The sequence below is a fragment of the Pseudomonas sp. GW821-FHT04D07 genome, from assembly GCF_059420225.1.
Genome location: NZ_JBWKTH010000002.1, coordinates 55,474 through 77,076 on the forward strand (window position 1 = coordinate 55,474; position 21,603 = coordinate 77,076).

Annotated in this window: 23 protein-coding genes; 13 read left to right on the plus strand and 10 right to left on the minus strand. The window is 63.2% G+C overall.

Annotated elements, in window-relative coordinates; all coding sequences use genetic code 11:
• Positions 1–212 precede the first annotated feature (212 nt).
• From metX to AC07T0_RS03830, 6 genes are read left to right on the plus strand one after another with little or no spacing between them, the layout of a single operon-like run.
• Entirely contained in the window at positions 213–1,352 is a 1,140-nt protein-coding gene (gene metX / locus AC07T0_RS03805; protein WP_494999932.1) for a homoserine O-succinyltransferase MetX, read from the plus strand.
• Positions 1,353–1,359: 7 nt separating this feature from the next.
• The gene (gene metW / locus AC07T0_RS03810; protein WP_494999933.1) at positions 1,360–1,980 is read left to right on the plus strand and encodes a methionine biosynthesis protein MetW; all 621 of its coding nucleotides are present in this window, start codon (positions 1,360–1,362) and stop codon (positions 1,978–1,980) included.
• A gap of 27 nt (positions 1,981–2,007) precedes the next feature.
• Entirely contained in the window at positions 2,008–2,442 is a 435-nt protein-coding gene (locus AC07T0_RS03815; protein ID WP_494999934.1) for a DUF4426 domain-containing protein, read from the plus strand.
• Positions 2,439–3,035: an RdgB/HAM1 family non-canonical purine NTP pyrophosphatase gene (gene rdgB / locus AC07T0_RS03820; protein WP_494999935.1), complete on the plus strand. Its 597-nt coding sequence runs from the start codon at positions 2,439–2,441 to the stop codon at positions 3,033–3,035. The genes AC07T0_RS03815 and rdgB overlap by 4 nt, the downstream gene beginning before the upstream one ends.
• Positions 3,032–4,234: a radical SAM family heme chaperone HemW gene (gene hemW, locus AC07T0_RS03825; protein WP_494999936.1), complete on the plus strand. Its 1,203-nt coding sequence runs from the start codon at positions 3,032–3,034 to the stop codon at positions 4,232–4,234. The genes rdgB and hemW overlap by 4 nt, the downstream gene beginning before the upstream one ends.
• Before the next feature lie 9 nt (positions 4,235–4,243).
• The gene (locus tag AC07T0_RS03830; protein WP_060781995.1) at positions 4,244–4,567 is read left to right on the plus strand and encodes a DUF3392 domain-containing protein; all 324 of its coding nucleotides are present in this window, start codon (positions 4,244–4,246) and stop codon (positions 4,565–4,567) included.
• 159 nt (positions 4,568–4,726) lie between these two features.
• On the opposite strand, the gene trmB is transcribed toward AC07T0_RS03830, so the two are convergent.
• The 4 genes from trmB to AC07T0_RS03850 form a co-directional block, all read right to left on the minus strand.
• Positions 4,727–5,452 (minus strand): tRNA (guanosine(46)-N7)-methyltransferase TrmB, encoded by a 726-nt coding sequence (gene trmB / locus AC07T0_RS03835; protein WP_494999937.1) that lies wholly within the window; start codon positions 5,450–5,452, stop codon positions 4,727–4,729.
• A 9-nt stretch (positions 5,453–5,461) separates the two neighbouring features.
• On the minus strand, positions 5,462–6,256 hold the full coding sequence (locus AC07T0_RS03840) for a thiazole synthase (RefSeq protein WP_100944605.1): 795 nt from the start codon (positions 6,254–6,256) through the stop codon (positions 5,462–5,464).
• A gap of 65 nt (positions 6,257–6,321) precedes the next feature.
• Complete coding sequence (gene thiS / locus AC07T0_RS03845) at positions 6,322–6,522, minus strand: sulfur carrier protein ThiS (protein ID WP_177098270.1); 201 nt, start codon at positions 6,520–6,522, stop codon at positions 6,322–6,324.
• Positions 6,523–6,609: 87 nt separating this feature from the next.
• Positions 6,610–6,990 carry a DUF423 domain-containing protein gene (locus AC07T0_RS03850; protein WP_494999938.1) on the minus strand — a complete coding sequence of 127 codons (381 nt, stop codon included), beginning with the start codon at positions 6,988–6,990 and terminating at the stop codon, positions 6,610–6,612.
• A 70-nt stretch (positions 6,991–7,060) separates the two neighbouring features.
• Here AC07T0_RS03850 and mtgA point away from each other — a divergent pair, with 70 nt between their 5' ends.
• Positions 7,061–7,783 (plus strand): monofunctional biosynthetic peptidoglycan transglycosylase, encoded by a 723-nt coding sequence (gene mtgA / locus AC07T0_RS03855; protein ID WP_494999939.1) that lies wholly within the window; start codon positions 7,061–7,063, stop codon positions 7,781–7,783.
• Between the two features lie 231 nt (positions 7,784–8,014).
• On the opposite strand, the gene rpoH is transcribed toward mtgA, so the two are convergent.
• The 4 genes from rpoH to ftsY form a co-directional block, all read right to left on the minus strand.
• Positions 8,015–8,869, minus strand: coding sequence for an RNA polymerase sigma factor RpoH (gene rpoH / locus AC07T0_RS03860; RefSeq protein ID WP_100944601.1), 855 nt, complete (start codon positions 8,867–8,869; stop codon positions 8,015–8,017).
• A 129-nt stretch (positions 8,870–8,998) separates the two neighbouring features.
• Entirely contained in the window at positions 8,999–10,021 is a 1,023-nt protein-coding gene (gene ftsX / locus AC07T0_RS03865; RefSeq protein ID WP_494999940.1) for a permease-like cell division protein FtsX, read from the minus strand.
• Positions 10,018–10,689 (minus strand): cell division ATP-binding protein FtsE, encoded by a 672-nt coding sequence (gene ftsE, locus AC07T0_RS03870; protein ID WP_494999941.1) that lies wholly within the window; start codon positions 10,687–10,689, stop codon positions 10,018–10,020. The genes ftsX and ftsE overlap by 4 nt, the downstream gene beginning before the upstream one ends.
• Entirely contained in the window at positions 10,686–12,200 is a 1,515-nt protein-coding gene (ftsY, locus tag AC07T0_RS03875) for a signal recognition particle-docking protein FtsY (protein WP_494999942.1), read from the minus strand. Before ftsY ends, ftsE begins: the two co-directional genes overlap by 4 nt.
• Positions 12,201–12,374: 174 nt before the next feature.
• On the opposite strand from ftsY, the gene AC07T0_RS03880 reads away from it, so the two are divergent.
• The 6 genes from AC07T0_RS03880 (at position 12,375) to AC07T0_RS03905 (ending at position 19,884) form a co-directional block, all read left to right on the plus strand.
• Complete coding sequence (locus AC07T0_RS03880) at positions 12,375–13,727, plus strand: M16 family metallopeptidase (RefSeq protein WP_494999943.1); 1,353 nt, start codon at positions 12,375–12,377, stop codon at positions 13,725–13,727.
• Positions 13,724–15,214 carry a M16 family metallopeptidase gene (locus AC07T0_RS03885; protein ID WP_494999944.1) on the plus strand — a complete coding sequence of 497 codons (1,491 nt, stop codon included), beginning with the start codon at positions 13,724–13,726 and terminating at the stop codon, positions 15,212–15,214. The genes AC07T0_RS03880 and AC07T0_RS03885 overlap by 4 nt, the downstream gene beginning before the upstream one ends.
• A complete protein-coding gene (gene rsmD / locus AC07T0_RS03890; RefSeq protein WP_494999945.1) occupies positions 15,214–15,828 on the plus strand; it encodes a 16S rRNA (guanine(966)-N(2))-methyltransferase RsmD in 615 nt (204 codons plus the stop codon). Before AC07T0_RS03885 ends, rsmD begins: the two co-directional genes overlap by 1 nt.
• 119 nt (positions 15,829–15,947) lie before the next feature.
• On the plus strand, positions 15,948–17,294 hold the full coding sequence (locus AC07T0_RS03895) for a M16 family metallopeptidase (protein WP_494999946.1): 1,347 nt from the start codon (positions 15,948–15,950) through the stop codon (positions 17,292–17,294).
• Positions 17,287–18,750 (plus strand): M16 family metallopeptidase, encoded by a 1,464-nt coding sequence (locus AC07T0_RS03900; protein WP_494999947.1) that lies wholly within the window; start codon positions 17,287–17,289, stop codon positions 18,748–18,750. Before AC07T0_RS03895 ends, AC07T0_RS03900 begins: the two co-directional genes overlap by 8 nt.
• 78 nt (positions 18,751–18,828) lie before the next feature.
• Positions 18,829–19,884, plus strand: coding sequence for a hydrolase (locus tag AC07T0_RS03905; protein WP_494999948.1), 1,056 nt, complete (start codon positions 18,829–18,831; stop codon positions 19,882–19,884).
• Between the two features lie 48 nt (positions 19,885–19,932).
• Here the strand turns inward: AC07T0_RS03905 and AC07T0_RS03910 are convergent, their stop codons facing one another.
• Positions 19,933–20,787, minus strand: a complete 855-nt coding sequence (locus AC07T0_RS03910) for a sulfurtransferase (RefSeq protein WP_494999949.1) — start codon at positions 20,785–20,787, stop codon at positions 19,933–19,935.
• Positions 20,788–20,919: 132 nt separating this feature from the next.
• A complete protein-coding gene (locus AC07T0_RS03915) occupies positions 20,920–21,588 on the minus strand; it encodes a TetR/AcrR family transcriptional regulator (RefSeq protein ID WP_494999950.1) in 669 nt (222 codons plus the stop codon).
• Positions 21,589–21,603: the final 15 nt, after the last annotated feature.

The window sequence follows — 21,603 nt, forward strand, 5'->3', positions numbered from 1 at the left end:
TGGGAGCGGAGCTTGCCCGCGAAGCTTTTAGCGATCTCAAGGGCCCCTTCGCGGGCAAGCTCCGCTCCCACACAAGCTCATACACCACAGCATGGTTCGACACGGCTTTGTGGGAGCCGGCTTGCTGGCGATACGGACGCCGCGGTCTCCCTGCTTGCCGCTAACCCCCCCGCTCATTAGACTTACGCCTCATTCAAGCGTGAGCAGGGTCGATGTCCACTGTCTTTCCCCACGATTCCGTCGGGCTGGTCGTGCCGCAAACGGCACATTTCAGCGAGCCCCTGGCCCTGGCCTGTGGCCGTTCCCTGCCGGCCTACGACCTGATCTACGAAACCTACGGCACTCTCAATCCCGCGGCGAGCAACGCCGTGCTGATCTGCCATGCCCTTTCCGGGCACCATCACGCCGCCGGTTTCCATAGCCCCGACGAGCGCAAGCCCGGCTGGTGGGACAGCTGCATCGGCCCCGGCAAGCCCATCGACACCCACAAATTTTTCGTCGTCAGCCTGAACAACCTCGGTGGCTGCAATGGCTCCACCGGCCCGAGCAGCCTCAACCCCGAGACCGGCAAACCCTTCGGCGCCGATTTCCCGGTGCTGACCGTGGAAGACTGGGTCCACAGCCAGGCCCACCTCGCCGACCGCCTCGGTATCGGCCAATGGGCCGCGGTGATCGGCGGCAGCCTCGGCGGCATGCAGGCCATGCAATGGAGCATCACCTACCCCGATCGCGTGCGCCATTGCGTCGCCATCGCCTCGGCCCCCAAGCTGTCGGCGCAGAACATCGCCTTCAACGAAGTGGCGCGCCAGGCGATCCTCACCGATCCGGAGTTCCACGGCGGCTCCTTCCAGGAGCGCGGTGTGATCCCCAAGCGCGGCCTGATGCTGGCGCGCATGGTCGGGCACATCACCTACCTGTCCGATGACTCCATGGGCGAGAAATTCGGCCGTGGCCTCAAGAGCGAAAAACTCAACTACGACTTCCACAGCGTGGAATTCCAGGTCGAAAGCTACCTGCGCTACCAGGGCGAGGAGTTTTCCGGGCGTTTCGATGCCAACACCTACCTGTTGATGACCAAGGCCCTGGACTACTTCGACCCGGCCGCCAATTTCGACGACGACCTGGCGAAGACTTTCGCCAGCGCCACGGCGCGCTTCTGCGTGATGTCCTTCACCACCGACTGGCGTTTCTCGCCGGCCCGCTCGCGGGAAATCGTCGATGCGCTGATGGCCGCGCGCAAGGACGTCTGCTACCTGGAAATCGACGCCCCGCAAGGTCACGACGCCTTCCTGATTCCGATCCCGCGTTACTTGCAGGCGTTCGGCAACTACATGAACCGAATTTCGCTGTGAGGACGCCATGAGAGCCGACCTGGAAATCATCCAAGACTGGATCCCCGCCGGCAGCCGCGTGCTCGACCTCGGCTGCGGTGACGGCGAACTGCTGACCTGGCTGCGCGACCACAAGCAGGTCAGCGGCTACGGCCTGGAAAACGACCCGGACAATATCGCCACCTGCGTGGCCAAAGGCATCAACGTCATCGAGCAGGACCTGGACAAGGGCCTGGGCAACTTCGCCAGCAACAGCTTCGATATCGTGGTCATGACCCAGGCCCTGCAAGCCGTGCACTACCCGGACAAGATCCTCGACGAAATGCTCCGGGTCGGGCGCCAGTGCATCATCACTTTCCCCAACTTCGGTCACTGGCGCTGCCGCTGGTACCTGGCGAGCAAGGGCCGGATGCCAGTCTCGGAATTCCTTCCGTACACCTGGTACAACACGCCGAACATCCACTTCTGCACCTTCGAAGACTTCGAAGCCCTGTGCAGCGAACGCTCGGCCAAGGTCATCAATCGGCTTGCCGTGGATCAACAGCATCGCCATGGGTGGGCCAGTAAGCTATGGCCTAATCTATTAGGGGAGATCGGCATTTATCGTGTCAGCAGTCCGGGACTCGCCGATCATCGGATCGCGGTATAAACCGCACGATTTTCGAGGAGAACGATCATGCTGCGTTCAGTTGTGTTTCTAGTGGCGGCCTGTTTCGGCGTCACGGCCATGGCCGCCGATGCCATCAAGGGCGAGCGCCAGGAAGTGTTCGGTGATCTCACCGTGCACTACAACACCTTCAATTCCACCTACATTCAACCGAAGATTGCCAGTGAGGTGGGACTGGAGCGTAGCAAGACCAAGGGCGTCATCAACATCTCGGTACTCAAGGCCGACAAGCCGATGGTGGCGCAGGTCATCGGCACGGTGAAAGACCTGACCGGCGCGAACGTCAAGCTGGAGTTCAAGCAGATCACCGAACAAGGCGCCGTCTACTACCTCGCGCAGTACCCAGTACCGCAGCAGGAAAACCGCACCTTCGACATTACCGTCACCCTCGGCGGTGATGCCCACACTTTCAGCTTCAATCAGGAACTTTTCCCAGCCGAATGATGAACTTCAGCCAACTGGTACTGGCCAGCCACAACGCCGGCAAACTCAAGGAACTCCAAGCCATGCTTGGTGGGTCGGTGCAACTGCGCTCGATCGGTGAGTTCAGCAGCGTCGAACCGGAAGAAACCGGTTTGTCGTTCGTTGAAAACGCCATCCTCAAGGCCCGCAATGCGGCCCGTATTTCCGGCCTGCCGGCGCTGGCCGATGACTCGGGCCTGGCGGTGGACTTTCTCGGCGGCGCGCCGGGTATCTATTCGGCCCGGTACGCCGACGGCCTGGGTGATGCGGCGAACAACGCCAAGCTGCTCGAGGCCTTGCAGGACGTCCCCAGCGCCGAGCGCGGCGCACAATTCGTCTGCGTGCTGGCCCTGGTGCGGCATGCCGACGACCCGCTGCCGATCCTCTGCGAAGGCCTCTGGCACGGACGCATCCTGACCGCCGCCAGTGGCGAACACGGTTTTGGCTACGACCCGCTGTTCTGGGTGCCGGAACGCGACTGCTCCAGCGCCGAACTGGGTCCGGTGGAGAAGAACCAACTCAGCCACCGCGCTCGCGCCATGGCCCTGTTGCGCCAGCGCCTGGGCCTGCAATGACCCAGTCCGACTCCGCGCCGCCGCTGATCCACGGCAGTGCACCGACACCACGGGCGGCTCTGCCACAGCTGCCACCCCTGGCGCTGTACATCCATATTCCCTGGTGCGTGCGCAAATGCCCGTATTGCGACTTCAACTCCCACGCCGCCAGTCCGGTGCTGCCGGAAGAAGAGTACGTCGACGCGCTGCTGGCCGACCTCGACCAGGACCTGCACGCGGTGTACGGCCGTGAGTTGAGTTCGATCTTCTTCGGTGGCGGCACCCCCAGCCTGTTCAGCGCCCAGGCGCTGGGACGCTTGCTCAAGGGCGTCGAAGCGCGCATCCGCTTTGCCGCTGATATCGAAATCACCCTGGAAGCCAATCCCGGGACCTTCGAGCAGGAAAAATTCATCGCCTATCGCCAACTGGGCATCAATCGGCTGTCCATCGGTATCCAGAGCTTCCAGGAAGACAAGCTCAAGGCCCTCGGCCGTATCCATAGCGGCGGCGAAGCCGTGCGCGCGGCGGACATGGCGCGCCAGGCCGGCTTCGACAACTTCAACCTGGACCTGATGCACGGCTTGCCGGACCAGTCCCTGGAGGATGCCCTGGGCGACCTGCGCCAGGCCATTGCCCTGCGGCCCACGCACCTGTCCTGGTATCAGCTCACGCTGGAGCCGAACACGGTGTTCTGGAACCAGCCGCCGACGCTGCCGGAAGACGACACCCTGTGGGATATCCAGGAAGCCGGCCAGGCCCTGCTGGCCGAGCACGGCTACGCCCAGTACGAAGTCTCGGCCTACGCCCAACCCGGACGGGCGGCGCGGCACAACCTCAATTACTGGAGCTTCGGCGATTTCATCGGCATCGGCGCCGGCGCCCATGGCAAGCTCAGCCACCCGGACGGGCGCATCGTGCGAACCTGGAAAACCCGCCTGCCGAAGGACTACCTGAACCCGGCCAAGGCCTTCCAGGCCGGGGAGAAAGCCCTGGCCAATGAAGAGTTGCCGTTCGAGTTCCTGATGAATGCCCTGCGCCTGACCGCGGGCGTTGACACGGTCTTGTTTGCGCAACGTACCGGGCTTAGTCTCGACAGCTTGAACGAAGCACGCGCCGAGGCCGAACAAAGTGGCCTGTTGCAGGTCGAACCGTCACGCCTGGCGGCCACCGACCGTGGGCAACTGTTTCTCAACGACCTGCTGCAATACTTTTTGACCTAAGGAAACCCCATGGACCTGGTACTCGACCTGCTCGCCACGGTATCGCGTTGGAGCCGCAGCAACCTGTCGGAAATCGCCCTGGCGCTGGTGGGCTGCCTGCTGGTGCTGTTTGGCGCGGATATCAAGGGTTGGATCGATCAACGCCTGGGCAGCATCGCCGGCGCCTTGCGCGTGCCGCTGCTGGCCTTGCTGTGCATGATCGGTAGCGGCGCGGCCTTGATCTACGCCACGCCCTGGGTGGTGCGCGGCTTGAGCCAGTTCAACAACTACAGCCTGGCGCCGGTGTTGTTGGTGGTGCTGGTGTTGATCGGGGTGGTGGCGGATCGGCGCTGACGCTGAAGGCTAACGCGGTCAGTGTAGGAGCTGGCTTGCCAGCGATGAGGCCAGCAAGTCTTGCATCGATCTTGCGGACGTCATCGCTGGCAAGCCGGCTCCTACATAGGTTGCGGTGTGGGTGAGTACGGGATCCGGCTCACCTCACCGCCATAGGCCTCAGGCCAGCTTCTCGAACTTCAGGTCCCACACCCCGTGCCCCAGTCGCTCGCCACGGCGCTCGAACTTGGTGATCGGGCGTTCGGTCGGACGCGGCACGCATTTGCCATCTTCCGCCAGGTTGCGATAACCCGGGGCAACGTTCATCACTTCCAGCATGTATTCGGCATATGGTTCCCAGTCGGTGGCCATGTGCAGGATCCCGCCGACCTTCAGCTTGCTACGCACCAGCTCGGCGAAGGACGCCTGGACGATACGCCGCTTGTGATGGCGGCTCTTGTGCCAAGGATCCGGAAAAAACAGCATCAGCCGATCCAGGCTGTTGTCCGCCACGCAGCGGTTGAGCACTTCAATGGCGTCGCAGTCATAGACCCGCAGGTTCTTCAACCCCTGGGTCAGCACACCATTGAGCAGCGCGCCGACCCCCGGACGATGCACTTCCACACCGATAAAGTCCTGCTCCGGCGCCGCCGCCGCCATCTCCAGCAGGGAATGGCCCATGCCGAAGCCGATTTCCAGCGAGCGTGGTGCCGAGCGACCGAATACCTGGTCGAAATCTACCGGCGCATCGGCCAGCGGCAGGACGAACAGCGGCGTGCCCTGCTCCAGGCCCTTTTGCTGGCCCTCGGTCATACGCCCGGCGCGCATCACAAAACTCTTGATACGGCGGTGTTGGCGCTCTTCGCCGGCGTCCGTCTGGATTGGCGTGTCGTTCGATTCAGTCATCAAAGGCTCTTACTTGATCAGACCATCCAGCGGCGAGGAAGCGCTGGCATAGAGTTTTTTCGGCATACGCCCGGCGAGGTAGGCCAGGCGGCCGGCAACGATGGCGTGTTTCATGGCTTCAGCCATCAGGATCGGTTGCTGGGCGTGGGCAATCGCCGAGTTCATCAGCACCGCCTCGCAACCCAGCTCCATGGCAATGGTGGCGTCGGAAGCGGTGCCGACACCGGCATCCACCAGCACCGGGATCTTCGCTTCTTCGAGGATGATCTGCAGGTTGTACGGGTTGCAGATCCCCAGGCCCGTACCGATCAGGCCGGCCAGCGGCATCACCGCGATGCAGCCGATTTCCGCCAGTTGCCGGGCGATGATCGGATCATCGCTGGTGTAGACCATCACGTCGAAGCCTTCCTTGACCAGCACTTCGGCGGCCTTGAGGGTTTCGATCACGTTGGGGAACAGGGTTTTCTGGTCGGCCAGGACTTCCAGCTTCACCAGGTTGTGCCCGTCCAGCAGCTCACGGGCCAGGCGGCAGGTACGCACGGCTTCGATGGCGTCGTAACAACCGGCGGTGTTCGGCAGGATGGTGTAGCGATCCGGCGGCAGGATATCCAGCAGGTTCGGTTCACCCGGGTTCTGCCCCAGGTTGGTCCGGCGCACGGCCACGGTGACGATCTCGGCACCCGAGGCCTCGATGGCCAGGCGGGTTTCTTCCATATCGCGGTACTTGCCGGTGCCCACCAGCAGGCGGGACTGGTAGGTACGGCCGGCCAGCACGAAGGGCTTGTCGCTGCGAACAGTGCTCATTCGGAAATCCTCTTGAAAGGTTGAGGGCTTGCAGGGTGGATCAGGGCGCGGGACCGCAGGCGGGATCAACCGCCGCCGATAGCGTGCACCACTTCGACCTGATCGCCTTCACGCAGGGCCGTTTCGGCATGTTGGCTGCGCGCAACGATGTCCAGGTTCAGCTCTACCGCCACCCGCCGCCCGACCAGGTCGAGCCGGGCCAGCAACGCCGCGACGGTCTCGCCATCGGGCAGTTCAAAGGGTTCACCGTTCAATTGAATGCGCATGCGCCGGGCTGCCATCATTTTTAGGGGCCAGCATTCTAGCCCGATCAGTCCAAGCGACCCAAGCCATTCGTCGACCTGGCGGTCAGCTCAAGCCGCCGCTTGCAGACGCCAGGCGGCCAGTCCGAGGCAGAACCAACCGATCAGGAAGCACAGGCCACCGAACGGGGTGATGATGCCCAGCTTGCCGATACCGGTCAGGGTCAACAGATACAGACTGCCGGAGAACAGGATAATCCCGATGGCGAACGCAAGGCCGGCCCAGGCGACCAAACGCCCTGGAATATGGCTCGCCAGCAGGGCGACGCCGAACAGCGCCAGGGTATGCACCAACTGATAGGTCACGCCAGTGTGGAAGATCGCCAGGTACTCCGCGCTCAGGCGGTCTTTCAGGCCGTGGGCGGCAAAGGCACCGAGGGCGACGCCGGTAAAACCGAAAAAGGCGGCCAGCAGCAGAAAACCACGCAACATGACGAACTCCATCCAGGGGGCACAGGGTCTGTATAATGGCCCGCTCCCACGCCCCGGCCAAGCCATCTCTATGTTGCAATTCCTTTTCCGCCGCCTCGTCACCGTCCTGAAATGGTTCGCCATTGGCAGTGTGCTACTGGTGCTGCTGTTTCGCTGGGTGCCGCCGCCCGGTACCGCGCTGATGGTCGAACGCAAGATCGAGTCCTGGACCGATGGCGAGCCCATTGACCTGCAACGCAGCTGGCGCCCATGGGAGCAGATCTCCGACGAGCTGAAAGTCGCGGTAATGGCCGGTGAGGACCAGAAATTCCCTGAACACTGGGGTTTCGACCTCGATGCGATCCAGGCCGCCTTCGAGCACAACGAGCGTGGCGGTTCGATTCGCGGCGCCAGCACCTTGAGCCAGCAGGTGTCGAAGAATCTGTTCCTCTGGTCGGGTCGCAGCTATTTCCGCAAGGGGCTGGAGGCTTGGTTTACCACGCTGATCGAGCTGACCTGGCCCAAGCAGCGGATTCTCGAGGTGTACCTGAACAGCGTGGAGTGGGACGACGGGGTATTCGGCGCAGAAGCGGCGGCGCGGCATCACTTCGGCGTCAGCGCGGCGGGCTTGTCGCGGCAGCAAGCCAGTTTGCTGGCGGCGGTGCTGCCCAATCCACGGGAGTGGAGCGCCAGTCATCCGAGCATCTATGTGGCACGCCGGGCCGGCTGGATTCGCCAGCAGATGAGCCAACTGGGCGGGGATGAGTACCTGGTGGGGCTGAACAACTCGCGCAAGGCGCCTTGGGCGTTATAAAGTTGTCGCTGCGGTGCCTGTGCTGCCGTCTTCGCGGGCAAGCTCCGCTCCCACAGTGGACCGAGTCGTACGCCAGTCTTGTATACGCCACAAAACTTGTGGGAGCGGAGCTTGTCGGATCGCCGCACCGCCGCGAAGAGGCCCGCAATAACAGCGCATGACTGATAGCCTGTCATCGCCTGAAACAAAAACGCCCCGATCAGATCGGGGCGTTTTTTATTGCCTCAGCGCTTAAGCGGCAATCGACAGCTTCAGCTTGTTCATCGCACTCTTTTCCAGCTGGCGAATACGCTCGGCCGAAACGTTGTACTTCTGCGCCAGGTCGTGCAGCGTGGCTTTCTCTTCCGCCAACCAGCGCTGGTAGAGAATATCGCGACTGCGCTCGTCGAGCACTTCCAGGGCTTCATGCAGGTTGCTGTTGGAGTTCTCGCTCCAGTCGGCATCCTCCAGTTGACGCGCCGGGTCATACCGGTGGTCTTCCAGGTAGTTGGCCGGAGACTGGAACGCGCTGTCGTCGTCGGCTTCCGCCGCCGGGTCGAAGGCCATGTCCTGGCCAGTCAGCCGGCTTTCCATCTCGCGCACTTCACGAGGTTCCACACCGAGGCTTTCCGCCACGCGGTGAACTTCCTCGTTGTTCAACCAGGCCAGACGCTTCTTCTGGCTGCGCAGGTTGAAGAACAGCTTGCGCTGGGCCTTGGTGGTGGCCACTTTGACAATGCGCCAGTTGCGCAGGATGAACTCGTGGATTTCCGCCTTGATCCAGTGCACGGCGAACGACACCAGGCGCACACCCATTTCCGGGTTGAAGCGCTTCACCGCCTTCATCAGACCGACGTTGCCTTCCTGGATCAGGTCTGCCTGGGCCAGGCCGTAGCCGGAATAGCTACGGGCGATATGGACGACAAATCGCAGGTGGGCGAGCACCATCTGCCGAGCCGCCCCCAAATCCTGCTCATAGTAGAGACTCTCGGCCAGTTCACGCTCCTGCTCCGGCGTCAGCAATGGAATGCTGTTCACCGTGTTCACGTAGGCTTCCAGGTTCGCACCCGGGACCAGCGCGTAGACAGGTTGCAAAGAAGTGGTCATACGAAAAAACCTCCGACTCACATAACTCGTGCAGTGATGCACTGCGAAAATTGACCGGGAACCGTAGGACAAGTTCCCTAAACCACTGACACGGTCAATACAAACGAAACCACATTAATCTGACATTAACTACTTCGGTGCCAGCTCACGTAAATGCCGTGCGACCGCAATCCAAGCACCGATATACCCCAAGAGCACCGCCCCAAGCAACAATGACAGACCGTCGGCGACCGGCACGCCGGCCAGGGCGAAATCGCTGCCGTAGAGACCGGCCAGCCCGACCACCGCGTCATTCAGCCAGTTGAGGCCGTAAGCCAGCACCCCCCAGGATAAAAACCCGGCACCAAAGCCATAAAGCGCGCCCATATAGAGAAAAGGCCTACGCACATAGCTATCAGTGCCGCCGACCAGTTTAATCACTTCGATCTCGGTGCGGCGGTTTTCAATATGAAGACGAATGGTATTGCCTATCACCAAAAGTAATGCAGACACCAGCAGCACGGTCAGGCCGAAAACAAAGCGGTCGCCAAGTTTGAGGATCGCCGCCAGGCGCTCGACCCAGACCAGGTCCAACTGCGCCTGTTGCACCTTGGGCAACTCGGCCAGGCGCTGGCGCAGCGCTTCCAGGGTCGCTTTGTCGACTTCGTTCGGCGTCACCAGCACTACCCCCGGCAAGGGGTTCTGTGGCAATTCCTTGAGGGCTTCGCCCAGGCCTGACTGCTGCTGGAACTCGTCCAGGGCCTTTTCCTTGCTGATGAACTCGGCATCCGCCACGCCGGGCATGGTCTTGATCTGTTCGCTGAGGTGCTCGCCTTCGGTCGGGCTGGCATCCAGTTGCAGGTACAGGGAAATCTGCGCCGCGCGCTGCCAGGAGCCGCCGAGGCGCTCGACATTGTTCAGCAGCAGCGACAAGCCCATGGGCAGGCTCAGGGCCACGGCCATCACCAGGCAGGTAAAGAAGCTGCCAATCGGCTGCTTGCCCAGGCGCCGCAGGCTGTCCACCAGGCTGGCGCGGTGGCTTTCGATCCAGGCGCGCAACAGGGTGCCGAAGTCCGGGCCGTCGTCTTCGTCGCGTTTTTTCTTCGGTGCCTGCGGATCGGAGGCCTTCGGGGCCACGCGCTCGGCTACTTTGGGGCTGCGGGTCGCACTCATACGCTGGCCTCCCCGTCGCCGATCAATCGGCCGCGTTGCAGGGTCAGCATGCGGTGGCGCATGCGCGCGATCAGGGCCAGGTCGTGGCTGGCGATCAGCACGCTGGTACCCAGGCGGTTGATGTCTTCGAACACACCCATGATTTCCGCCGCCAGGCGCGGGTCGAGGTTACCGGTGGGTTCGTCCGCCAACAGCAGGGCCGGGCGATGGACGATGGCCCGGGCAATGCCGACGCGCTGTTGCTGGCCGGTGGAGAGGTCGCCGGGGTAGAGGTCGGTCTTGTCCGACAGCGCCACGCGCTCCAGGGCCGAATCCACCCGCTTGACGATCTCGGCCTTGGACAGGCCGAGGATCTGCAACGGCAAGGCGACGTTGTTGAATACCGTGCGATCGAACAGCAACTGATGGTTCTGGAACACCACGCCGATCTGCCGGCGCAGGAACGGAATCTGTGCGTTGCTGATCTGGCCCAGGTCCTGCCCGGCCAGCAGCAGCTTGCCGGTGGTCGGACGCTCCATCGCCAGCAGCAGGCGCAACAGGGTACTTTTGCCCGCGCCGGAGTGCCCGGTCACGAACAGGAACTCACCACGACGCACCCGAAAGCTCAGTTCATGCAAGCCGACATGACCGTTCGGATAGCGTTTACCGACCTGTTCGAAACGAATCATGAATGCTCCCGCTCGGCGAAAAGGGCCTGGACAAAGGGCTCGGCTTCAAAGGTACGCAAATCGTCGATCCCTTCGCCGACGCCGATGTAACGAATCGGCAGGCCAAACTGCTTGGCCAGGGCAAAGATCACCCCGCCCTTGGCGGTCCCATCGAGCTTAGTCAATGCCAGGCCGGTCAGTTGGACCGTCTGGTTGAATTGTTTGGCCTGGTTGATGGCGTTCTGCCCGGTACCGGCGTCGAGCACCAGCAACACTTCGTGCGGCGCGTCGGCATCGAGCTTGGCGATCACCCGGCGAACCTTCTTCAGTTCTTCCATCAGGTTGTCTTTGGTGTGCAGGCGACCGGCGGTGTCGGCGATCAGCACGTCGATACCTCGGGCCTTGGCCGCCTGGACCGCGTCAAAGATCACCGAAGCCGAATCGGCACCAGTGTGCTGGGCGATCACCGGAATCTGGTTGCGCTCGCCCCACACCTGCAATTGCTCCACCGCCGCCGCGCGGAAGGTATCGCCCGCCGCCAGCATGACTTTCTTGCCGTCGAGTTGCAGCTTCTTCGCCAGCTTGCCGATGGTGGTGGTCTTGCCGGCGCCATTCACGCCCACCACCAGGATCACAAAGGGTTTCTGCTGCGAAACGATGTTCAGCGGCTGCTCGACCGGTTTGAGCATCGCAGTCAGCTCGGCCTGCAGCGAAGCGTAGAGCGCATCGCTGTCGGTCAACTGCTTGCGGGCGACCTTCTGGGTCAGGCTCTGGATGATCACCGAAGTGGCTTCGACGCCCACGTCGGCGGTCAGCAGACGGGTTTCCAGTTCTTCCAGCAGATCGTCATCGATGGCCTTTTTGCCCAGGAACAGGCTGGCCATGCCTTCGCCGATACTGGCGCTGGTCTTGGACAGGCCCTGCTTGAGACGGGTGAAGAAGCCGACCTTGGTTTCTTCGGAAACCGGTTTGGCCGGTTCGACGGCCACGGGTTCGGCCACCGCAACCGGGGCCGGCGCAACCACGGGCGCCACAATTGGCGCAGGTGCTGGGACTGGTGCAGGTGCAGGTGCAGGTGCAGAGACTGGAGCTGGAGCTGGAGCTGGAGCTGGAGCTGGAGCTTCGACAATCGGCGCAATGACCGGCGCTTGCACCGGCGCGGCGATGAACGGTTCAGGCACGGCCACTTCAGCGACCGGCGCAACACCCGTTAGCGGAATCGGCGGGGTGATGTGCGGCGCCTGAACATCCTCGACCAGAGCCACGGGTTCTTCGGCCACTGGCAAATTCGGCCAAGGCTCATGTACGAGGGCATCCGGCGCAACGGCGGGCGTTTCAACCACCGGCGCGCTGGCCGGCAACGGCTCGGCGGCGCCCGGCGAAGCTCCGTTGAGCGCTGCCGGCGCGGCGTCAGGGGTCGGCTGTGGCTGTTCGACGACCGCTTCCTGCGGTTTTTTACGCAGCCAGCCGAACAGGCCTTTTTTCTCGCCAGCCGGGGCTGGGGTCTTCTTGTCGTCGTTGGAACCAAACATGGAGGACGGCTATCTCACGGTAGCGACGCGCCAAGGTGGCGCTTCGGCAAATAATATTCTGATGCGTAACAGACTGCCTTTTGACCAGATTGTTCGCGCGCAACGCAGTATCCTAGCACCTCCTCGCCCGCCGACGCTAAGATCACGCGGGCCGTACTACAGGTTTGAAAACGAATGAATGCTCTAGCCCGCCGTGCCGCTGGCCTGTTGCTCAGCACGCTCTGTCTGCCCCTGGCCGCCTTGGCCGCCGACCCGCAACCGACCCACGAATTCACCCTCGACAACGGCCTGAAGGTCGTGGTCCGCGAGGATCACCGCGCCCCCGTGGTGGTCTCGCAGATCTGGTACAAGGTTGGCTCGAGCTACGAGACACCGGGCCAGACCGGCTTGTCCCACGCCCTGGAACACATGATGTTCAAAGGCAGCGCCAAGGTCGGCCCGGGCGAAGCCTCGCTGATCCTGCGCGACCTGGGCGCTGAAGAGAACGCCTTCACCAGCGACGACTACACCGCGTATTACCAGGTCCTGGCCCGCGACCGCCTGGGCGTGGCCCTGGAACTGGAAGCCGATCGCATGGCCAGCCTGCGCCTGCCGGCCGACGAGTTCAGCCGGGAAATCGAGGTGATCAAGGAAGAACGCCGCCTGCGCACCGACGACAAGCCCATGGGCAAGGCCTTCGAGCGCTTCAAGGCACTGGCCTACCCGGCCAGCGGCTACCACACGCCGACCATCGGCTGGATGGCTGACCTCGACCGCATGAAAGTCGAGGAGCTGCGCCACTGGTACCAATCCTGGTATGTGCCGAACAACGCCACCCTGGTGGTGGTCGGCGACGTCACCCCGGACGAAGTCAAAACCCTCGCCCAGCACTATTTCGGCGCCATTCCCCGGCGTGACACGCCGCCGGCGAAGATCCCACGGGAACTCGACGAGCCCGGCGAGCGCCTGATCACCCTGCATGTGAAGACCCAGTTGCCGAGCCTGATGCTCGCCTTCAACGTGCCGAGCTTCGCCACCGCCGAAGACAAGCGTTCGGTCAGCGCCCTGCGCCTGATCGCCGCCCTGCTCGACGGCGGCTACAGCGCCCGCCTGCCGTCGCAACTGGAGCGCGGCGAAGAGCTGATCTCCAGCGGTTCGTCGAGCTACGACGCCTACACCCGCGGTGACACCCTGTTCCTGCTCTCGGCCACCCCCAACAGCCAGAAGAAAAAGACCCTGGCCCAGACCGAGGCCGGCCTCTGGCGCCTGCTGGAGCAGTTGAAGACCCAGGCCCCGAGCGCCGACGAACTGGAACGCGTGCGCGCCCAGGTGATCGCCGGCCTGGTCTACGAACGTGATTCCATTACCAGCCAGGCCAGCGCCATCGGCATCCTGGAAACCGTCGGTCTGTCCTGGAAGATGATGGACACCGAACTGGCCGACCTGCAAAGCGTCACGCCGCAGGATCTGCAGAAAGCCGCCCGGACCTATTTCACCCGCGAGCGCCTCAGCGTCGCCCATGTATTGCCCGAGGAGAGCGCCCAATGAATCAGTCCAAGGGGCCACGTTTCGCCTTGCTCGCCCTGACCCTCGCCGTTGCGGCGGGTGGTATCGGCTTTTATCTGTTCGATTCACGCAACTCCCAGGCCAGCCAGGCCCTCGACGCGGCCAAGTCCAGCCACAAGCTGCAATCGCTGGCGGAGCTGGACGGCAAGGCGCCAGCGCACCGCGCCCTGAACGTGCAGACCTGGAAAACCGCCGAAGGCGCCAAGGTACTGTTCGTCGAGGCCCATGAGCTACCGATGTTCAACCTGAACCTGACCTTCGCCGCCGGCAGCAGCCAGGACGGCAACGCGGCGGGCCTCGCCACGTTGACCAACGCCATGCTCAACGAAGGCGTGGCCGGCAAGGACGTCGGCGCCATTGCCCAGGGCTTCGAAGGCCTCGGGGCCGACTTCAGTAACGGTTCCTATAAGGACATGGCCATTGCTTCGCTGCGCAGCCTCAGCGCCGTGGACAAACGCGAGCCCGCGCTGAAGCTGTTCGCCGCGGTGGTGGGCAAACCGACCTTCCCCGCCGACTCCCTGACGCGGATCAAGAACCAGTTGCTGGCCGGCTTCGAATACCAGAAGCAGAACCCGGGCAAGCTGGCGAGCCTGGAATTGTCCAAGCGCCTGTATGGCGATCACCCCTACGCGCACCCGAGCGAAGGCACGGCACAGAGCATCCCGCCGATCAGCCTCGAACAGTTGCGCGCTTTCCATGCCAAGGCCTACGCGGCCGGCAACGTGGTGATCGCGCTGGTCGGCGACCTCTCGCGCAGTGAAGCCGAAGGCGTCGCCGCCCAGGTCTCCGCCGCCCTGCCCAAGGGCCCGGCCTTGCCGAAGATCGCCCAGCCGGCCGAACCGAAAGCCAGCGTCGGGCATATCGAGTTCCCGTCCAAGCAGACCACTATCCTGATGGCCCAGCAGGGCATCGACCGCACCGACCCGGACTACGCGGCCCTGTCCCTGGGCAACCAGATCCTCGGCGGCGGCGGTTTCGGGACCCGTCTGATGAGTGAGGTCCGTGAAAAACGCGGCCTGACCTACGGCGTCTATTCGGGCTTCTCGCCGATGCAGGTGCGTGGCCCGTTCCAGATCAACCTGCAGACCCGCGCCGAAATGAGCGAAGGCACGCTCAAGCTGGTCGACGACGTGATCGCCGACTACCTGAAAAACGGCCCGACCCAGAAGGAACTCGACGACGCCAAGCGCGAAATGGCCGGCAGCTTCCCGCTCTCCAATGCGAGCAACAGCAGCATCGTCGGCCAGTTGGGCCTGATGGGCTTCTATGACCTGCCGCTCGATTACCTGGAAAACTTCGTGCAACAGACCCAGGCACTGACCGTCGAGCAGATCAAGTCGGCCATGAACAAACACCTGAGTGTCGACAAGATGATCGTCGTCACCGCAGGCCCCACGGTGCCGCAAAAGCCCCTGCCGCCACCGACAGACAAACCCGCCGAGCAGCCGCTCGGGGTTCCGGAGCATTAATGGCCAGCCCATCGCGTCCCAGCAAGAAACCCGCTCACCCGCATAACGGCGTGAATCAACTGCGTATCATCGGCGGCGAATGGCGCAGCCGACGCCTGAGCTTCCCGGATGTCCCGGGGCTGCGTCCGACCCCGGACCGCGTGCGCGAAACCCTGTTCAACTGGCTGGCGCCCTATGTTGCCGGGGCCAAGGTGCTCGACCCGTTCGCCGGCAGCGGCGCCTTGTTCCTCGAGGCCCTGTCCCGTGGTGCGGCCATGGGTCAGGCGCTGGATGCCAGCAACCTGGCCGTGGCCAACCTGCGCGAACACTTGGGCACCCTGCGTTGCAGCGTCGGCCAGGTGCAGACCGCCGACGCCCTGCGCTACCTGGAAACCCAGACGGCCACGGCCTTCGACCTGGTGTTTCTCGACCCGCCGTTCAACCAGAACCTGCTGCCCGGCATCTGCGCCCTGCTGGAAGAGCGCCAGTGGCTGGCCGACGATGCCTGGGTCTACACCGAAAGCGAAACCGCGCCCTCGGGCCTCGGCCTGCCGGGCAACTGGCGCCTGCACCGCGAGCAAAAGTCCGGGCGGGTCTACTACGCGCTGTGGCAGCGCAGCGTCGCCACCCAGTAGCTTGAACCTCGATGGCGGCTCGAACTGATCCTCGAGCCGCCCTCACTATCCCGATACCGCCCGCTCATCCGTCCGCCAGATCAAGGTGCTCCTTTGAAACTCAAAAGGATCCCCGACGGATGAAACGACCCACCCTCTGGCGCGTACCCGGCTTGCTTTTGCTGCCGCTCGTCGCCTTCGCCAGCCCCGCGCCCAGCACCCACGAACTGACACTCGACAACGGTTTGAAAATCATCGTGCGCGAAGATCATCGTGCCCCTGTCGTGGCGGCCCAGCTTTGGTACAAAGTCGGCTCCAGTCACGAGCCGCCTGGCGAATCCGGGCTTTCCCATGCCCTGGAACACCTGTTGTTCCAGGGCAGCAGCAAAGTCTGCCCCGGCCAGGCGTTCCAGATCATGGAGCGCCTGGGGGCTCGGATCAACGCCTTCACCAACCATGACGCCACCACCTACGAATACCTGATGCCGCGCCATGTCCTGGGCGTCGCGCTGGAAATCATGGCCGACCAGATGAGCGCCGCGCAACTTTCGCCAGCCGCCTTCCGACGTGAAATCGAGGTGATCAAAAACGAGCGGTTACAGAGCATCGACGACGCCCCCTGGGCCTTACTCGACGAGAAGCTGCGCAGCCTGGCCTTTACCACCAGCGGCTATCGCACCTCCACTGTCGGCTGGCAGCACGACCTGCAACGCATGAACGTCCAGCAACTGCAGCGCTGGTACGCCAACTGGTACGCGCCGAACAACGCCACCCTGGTGCTGGTCGGCGATGTCACCGCCGAGGAGGTCGAAACCCTGGCCCGTCGCTACTTCGCCGAACTGCCCCGCCGGACGCTGCCCGAGGCCCCGCGCCCACTGGAACTGAACGAGCCGGGCGAGCGGCGGATCAGGCTACAGACCCGCAATGAGTTTCCCAGCCTGATCATGGCGTTCAACGTGCCCAGCCTGGCGACCGCCGCCGACCCGCATACCGCGCACACCTTACGCCTGCTCAACGAATTGCTCGGCGTCGGCGGCGGCTCGCGGATTTTCAGGCAGTTGAAATTCCGTGAAGAACTGATCACCCAGGCCCACTCCAGCTATGAGGCGTTCCACCGGGGAGACACCTTGTTGATGATTGCCGTCGACCTGGACACCCAGAAAAACCCGAGCCTGGAGGATATCCAGACACGCCTGTGGCAACTGCTCGACGAGTTCAAACGTACGCCTGTCAGCGCGCAGGAGCTTGAACGTGCGCGTACTCGAATGTTGGCGAAACGGGTGTTTGCCCGCGACTCAGTGGAAAACCAGGCGCAGAAACTCGGCAGCCTGGAAAGCGCCGGCCTGTCGTGGACCCTGGAAGAACGCGAACAAGAGCAACTGAAGGCCGTCACGCCCCTGGATATTCAACAAGCCGCACAAACCTACTTGACCCACGAGCGGCTCAGTGTGGCCCTGGCCAATCCTGGGAAAACCAACCATGAATAAGGCCTACACGCTGTTATCGAGCGTGCCGCTGGTGCTGCTCGCCATGTTTTTAATTCCTGGCTCGAAGGCGTCCACCACGGCCGGCATGTCGACCATCAAGCCTCTGCAATCGCTGAGCGAGGTCCAGCACCTGGCGCCCACCCCCGCCACCCGTGTTGTGCGGGGTTGGAAAACGCTCAACGGGACCAAGGTACTCTTCGTTGAAACCCATGGCCTGCCGTTGCTCGACGTGGCCGTGAGCTTTGCCGCGGGCAGCCGTTACGATGGCGCGCAACCGGGCTTGGCGGCCATGACCCTGAGCCTGCTCAACGAAGGCACGGACGGTAAAGACGTCGACGCGATCATGACCGCGTTCGACAGCCTGGGGGTCAATATCAGCAATGGCATCGACCGCGACCATGCGCGGTTCACCCTGCGCAGTCTCAGCGACGAAGCCATCCGCACACCGGCCCTGCAATTGTTGAGCGATGTGCTGAGCAAGCCCAGCTTCAGCGCCGATGCCATTCGCCGGGTAAAGAGCGAGGCCCTCGATCAACAAATGCGCCAGGATGTCGCCTTCGACACCTGGGTCAGTCACCGCTTTCCACCGCCGCTTTACTCACGACACCCTTACGCCCAGCCCCTCTACGGCACCCGGGAGAGTATCGAGAAAATCACTGTCGATCAGCTGCGAGCCTTTCACGACAAGGCTTACAGCGCAGGCAACGCCGTTATCCTGTTGGTCGGCGATCTCTCGCTGGAGCAGGCACAAACCCTCAGTGTGAAAATTTCCGAGGCCTTGCCCAAAGGTCCGGCGCTACCCCCCACCGCCAGTGCCCGCCGTGAAGACAGCATCGTTGGCACCACCCACATCGAACGCCCGACCCTGCTGGTCCATCTGGACTTGGCCCAGATCGCCATCCCCCGGCACCATCCCGATTACGTCGCGCTCTACGTCGCCAGCCTGATCTTTGGCGGCGGCTTCGATAGCCGGCTGATGCAGGCCTTGCGCGAGCAACATGGCGTCACCTATTCGGCGGTGGCCCAGCTCAGGAACTGGCAAGCCCGTGGACCGTTCCATATCCACCTCTCGACCCCGCCCGAATATCGCGACGCAGCCATCCAGCGGATAAAGCGGATGTTCGCGCAGTTCCTGCAAGAAGGCCCGACCGAGCAGGAGCTGCAGAACATCAAGCAGAGCCTGCGCGGTGACATGGCGCTGGATGGCGCAAGCAATGCGGATATCCTCCAGGCCTTGTTGCTGATCGCTCGTCACGACCTGCCGCTCAGCCTGACCGACTACGCCGAACAGGCGCAGCGGCTGACCCGTGAAGCTATCAAGGTCGCCTTGAACACGCATTTCGATGCCGAAAGCTGGGTGGTGACCAGTACCGGCCCGAGCGTCACCCAGCAAGCGTTGCCTGATCTGCGGAGTCCGGAACCAAGTTGCCAGCCCGGCGCCCTGCCGCCTGGATAAAAAGCTGCGGTAATGGACAGGACTGTGGCAATTTAGACGCATCGCACGCGCAAGCGTGGCTGCCATGACGACTTGCTTATGGCAGCGCCAGACCTGTCCACTCCCACTCCGAGACTCGCCGCGTTGCCGTCATTTTCCCAGCCCCCTCATTTGTCGGGCTTCACCCCCGCCCCGGGCCTGGGCAACCCGCACCTGCAAACCCTGTGGGGGCCACTCTGGCGCAAGACCGTCCACCTCGACCGCCGACGTGAACGCCTGTGGCTCGACGACGGCGACTTTCTCGACCTCGACTGGCACGGCCCGCACGCCGCCGAGACGCCGTTGGTGCTGATCCTGCACGGACTGACCGGCTCGTCGAACTCGCCCTATGTCGCCGGCCTGCAACAGGCGCTGGCCAACCAGGGCTGGGCCAGCGTGGCGCTGAACTGGCGGGGCTGTTCGGGAGAGCCCAACCTGCTGGCGCGCAGTTATCACTCCGGGGCCAGCGAAGACCTGGCGGCGACGGTCGCCCACCTCAAGGCGCTGCGCCCACTGGCACCGCTCTACGCCGTCGGCTACTCCCTGGGCGGTAATGTGCTGCTCAAGCACCTCGGGGAAAGTGGCCAGGACAGCGGCCTGCAAGGCGCCGTCGCGGTGTCGGTGCCGTTTCGCCTGGATCAGTGCGCCGACCGCATCGGCCAGGGGTTTTCACGGATCTACCAGGCGCACTTCATGCGCGAGATGGTGGCCTATATCAAGAACAAGCAGCGCCAGTTCCAGCACGACGGGCGGATCGAGGGCCTGGCGACCCTGAGCGACCTGGGACCGCTGACGGGCATGCGCACGTTTTGGGACTTCGATGGCCGGGTCACGGCGCCGCTGAATGGCTTTGCCGATGCACAGGATTATTATCGCCGCGCCTCCAGCCGCTATTTCCTTGGCACGATTCGCACCCCGACGCTGATCATCCAGGCCAAGGACGACCCCTTCGTGTTCCCCCACAGCCTGCCGGAGCCTGGCGAGCTGACAGCGGACACCCAGCTCGAATTGCAGACCAAGGGCGGGCATGTGGGGTTTGTCGACGGCAGCCTGGGCAAACCGACTTACTACCTGGAGCGACGCATCCCGCAATGGCTGGCCGATAGAGGATGTTGATCACACTGCGGAATCAATGTGGCGAGCGGGCAAGCCCGCTCGCCACAATCAGTCGCCCGTCGCCACCGCTCGCTGTGGATCGGTAATCCACTCGCTCCACGACCCGGCATACAAGGTTCCCAACGGATAACCCGCCAGGCACAGGGCAAACAGGTTTTGACACGCCGTCACCCCGGAACCGCAATACGCCACCAATTCCTGCGGCGGACGCTGCCCCAGCTTGGCGGCGAAACGTTGTTTGAGCTGATCCGCCGGCAGAAACCGGCCCTCGGCATCCAGGTTCTCGCTGAACGCCGCACATAACGCACCGGGGATATGCCCGGCCACCGGATCGATCGGCTCCACTTCACCACGAAAACGCGGCAAGGCGCGGGCGTCCAGCAGGGTCATCGACGGCTGCCCGAGGCGTTGTTGTAGGTGTTCGGCGCTGATCTGCAACGCGGCATCCGGCGTCCCCTCGAAGGATCCACGAGCGGCGGCCGGCGGATTCAGGCTCAGCGGCTGACCGGCCGCATGCCAGGCTTTCAACCCGCCATCGAGCAGGAACACGCCGTCACGCTTGCCCAGCCAGGTCAGCAGCCACCAGGCACGGGCGGCGTACATGCCCGGACCGTCGTCATAGAGCACGACCTCGCTGTCGGCACTGATGCCCCAGGCCTGCAGGCGCTCGACCAAGGCCGCCGGCGCCGGTAACGGATGACGCCCGGTCACGCCCTTGATCACCGGACCGCTCAGGTCCCGGTTCAGATCGGCGTAGTGCGCGCCTTCAATATGCCCCTGGGCATAGCTGCGCGGCCCGTAATCCGCGTCTTCAAGGGCAAAACGGCAATCCAGGATCACCAACCCGGGCCGGTCCTGGCGTTCGGCCAGTTGCCGGGGGCTGATCAGTTGCGCAAGGGACATGGCGAACTCCTCCTAAGTAAAGTAGATAACGGACAACTGTAGGAGCGAGCTTGCTCGCGATGGGCGTCAACGATAACGCGAGGTATCTGCTGCTACGCGGCGCCTCTGCCACCCTCGCGAGCAAGCTCGCTCCTACACCTCATCCAGGGCCTGTGCCAGCGGCACATAAAATTCGTTGAGCAACGTGTCCACCGCCGCCCGCGACTGCACGGTAACAAACCCCGACTCCAACACCAGCACCTGATAGACCCCACGCTTGATCGACTCTTCGCTCAAGTGGTGGGCATTCTCACGGGTGGTGCTCAGGAACCGCACCCAGGAGGTCAGGATAATCCAGGCATTGAGGGTCAGGGCCTCGATCTGCACGCGATCCATGTCGAGGATGCCGGCCTCGACAAACCCTGCGTAGATCGCCTGCCCCTGGATCAGGCAGCGCTGGGAAAAACACCGGTAACGCGCAGCCAGTTCGGCATCGCTTTCCAGCAGATGTTCGAGATCGCGGTGCAGGAAGCGATAACGCCACATCGCCGCCAGCAATGCCTTGAGATAGAAACGCTTGTCGTCGATGGTCGCGGCGCGGCCCGGAGGCGGACGCAGGAAGCTGTCGACCAGGGCTTCGTACTCGGCGAACAGCACGGCGATGATCGCCTGCTTGTTCGGGAAGTGGTAGTAGAGGTTACCCGGCGAAATGTCCATGTGCGCCGCGATATGGTTGGTGCTGACACTGCGCTCGCCCTGCTGATTGAACAGATCCAGACTGTTCTGGACGATGCGCTCGCTGGTTTTTATTCGGGGGGCCATGACTTCAGCTTTACT

What these genes read in the sequence shown, in the direction of transcription:
- metX (WP_494999932.1), top strand. Translation starts at nt 213, where the DNA reads ATGTCCACTGTCTTTCCCCACGATTCCGTCGGGCTGGTCGTGCCGCAA.
- metW (WP_494999933.1), top strand. Translation starts at nt 1,360, where the DNA reads ATGAGAGCCGACCTGGAAATCATCCAAGACTGGATCCCCGCCGGCAGC.
- AC07T0_RS03815 (WP_494999934.1), top strand. Translation starts at nt 2,008, where the DNA reads ATGCTGCGTTCAGTTGTGTTTCTAGTGGCGGCCTGTTTCGGCGTCACG.
- rdgB (WP_494999935.1), top strand. Translation starts at nt 2,439, where the DNA reads ATGATGAACTTCAGCCAACTGGTACTGGCCAGCCACAACGCCGGCAAA.
- hemW (WP_494999936.1), top strand. Translation starts at nt 3,032, where the DNA reads ATGACCCAGTCCGACTCCGCGCCGCCGCTGATCCACGGCAGTGCACCG.
- AC07T0_RS03830 (WP_060781995.1), top strand. Translation starts at nt 4,244, where the DNA reads ATGGACCTGGTACTCGACCTGCTCGCCACGGTATCGCGTTGGAGCCGC.
- trmB (WP_494999937.1), bottom strand. Translation starts at nt 5,452, where the DNA reads ATGACTGAATCGAACGACACGCCAATCCAGACGGACGCCGGCGAAGAG.
- AC07T0_RS03840 (WP_100944605.1), bottom strand. Translation starts at nt 6,256, where the DNA reads ATGAGCACTGTTCGCAGCGACAAGCCCTTCGTGCTGGCCGGCCGTACC.
- thiS (WP_177098270.1), bottom strand. Translation starts at nt 6,522, where the DNA reads ATGCGCATTCAATTGAACGGTGAACCCTTTGAACTGCCCGATGGCGAG.
- AC07T0_RS03850 (WP_494999938.1), bottom strand. Translation starts at nt 6,990, where the DNA reads ATGTTGCGTGGTTTTCTGCTGCTGGCCGCCTTTTTCGGTTTTACCGGC.
- mtgA (WP_494999939.1), top strand. Translation starts at nt 7,061, where the DNA reads ATGTTGCAATTCCTTTTCCGCCGCCTCGTCACCGTCCTGAAATGGTTC.
- rpoH (WP_100944601.1), bottom strand. Translation starts at nt 8,869, where the DNA reads ATGACCACTTCTTTGCAACCTGTCTACGCGCTGGTCCCGGGTGCGAAC.
- ftsX (WP_494999940.1), bottom strand. Translation starts at nt 10,021, where the DNA reads ATGAGTGCGACCCGCAGCCCCAAAGTAGCCGAGCGCGTGGCCCCGAAG.
- ftsE (WP_494999941.1), bottom strand. Translation starts at nt 10,689, where the DNA reads ATGATTCGTTTCGAACAGGTCGGTAAACGCTATCCGAACGGTCATGTC.
- ftsY (WP_494999942.1), bottom strand. Translation starts at nt 12,200, where the DNA reads ATGTTTGGTTCCAACGACGACAAGAAGACCCCAGCCCCGGCTGGCGAG.
- AC07T0_RS03880 (WP_494999943.1), top strand. Translation starts at nt 12,375, where the DNA reads ATGAATGCTCTAGCCCGCCGTGCCGCTGGCCTGTTGCTCAGCACGCTC.
- AC07T0_RS03885 (WP_494999944.1), top strand. Translation starts at nt 13,724, where the DNA reads ATGAATCAGTCCAAGGGGCCACGTTTCGCCTTGCTCGCCCTGACCCTC.
- rsmD (WP_494999945.1), top strand. Translation starts at nt 15,214, where the DNA reads ATGGCCAGCCCATCGCGTCCCAGCAAGAAACCCGCTCACCCGCATAAC.
- AC07T0_RS03895 (WP_494999946.1), top strand. Translation starts at nt 15,948, where the DNA reads ATGAAACGACCCACCCTCTGGCGCGTACCCGGCTTGCTTTTGCTGCCG.
- AC07T0_RS03900 (WP_494999947.1), top strand. Translation starts at nt 17,287, where the DNA reads ATGAATAAGGCCTACACGCTGTTATCGAGCGTGCCGCTGGTGCTGCTC.
- AC07T0_RS03905 (WP_494999948.1), top strand. Translation starts at nt 18,829, where the DNA reads ATGGCAGCGCCAGACCTGTCCACTCCCACTCCGAGACTCGCCGCGTTG.
- AC07T0_RS03910 (WP_494999949.1), bottom strand. Translation starts at nt 20,787, where the DNA reads ATGTCCCTTGCGCAACTGATCAGCCCCCGGCAACTGGCCGAACGCCAG.
- AC07T0_RS03915 (WP_494999950.1), bottom strand. Translation starts at nt 21,588, where the DNA reads ATGGCCCCCCGAATAAAAACCAGCGAGCGCATCGTCCAGAACAGTCTG.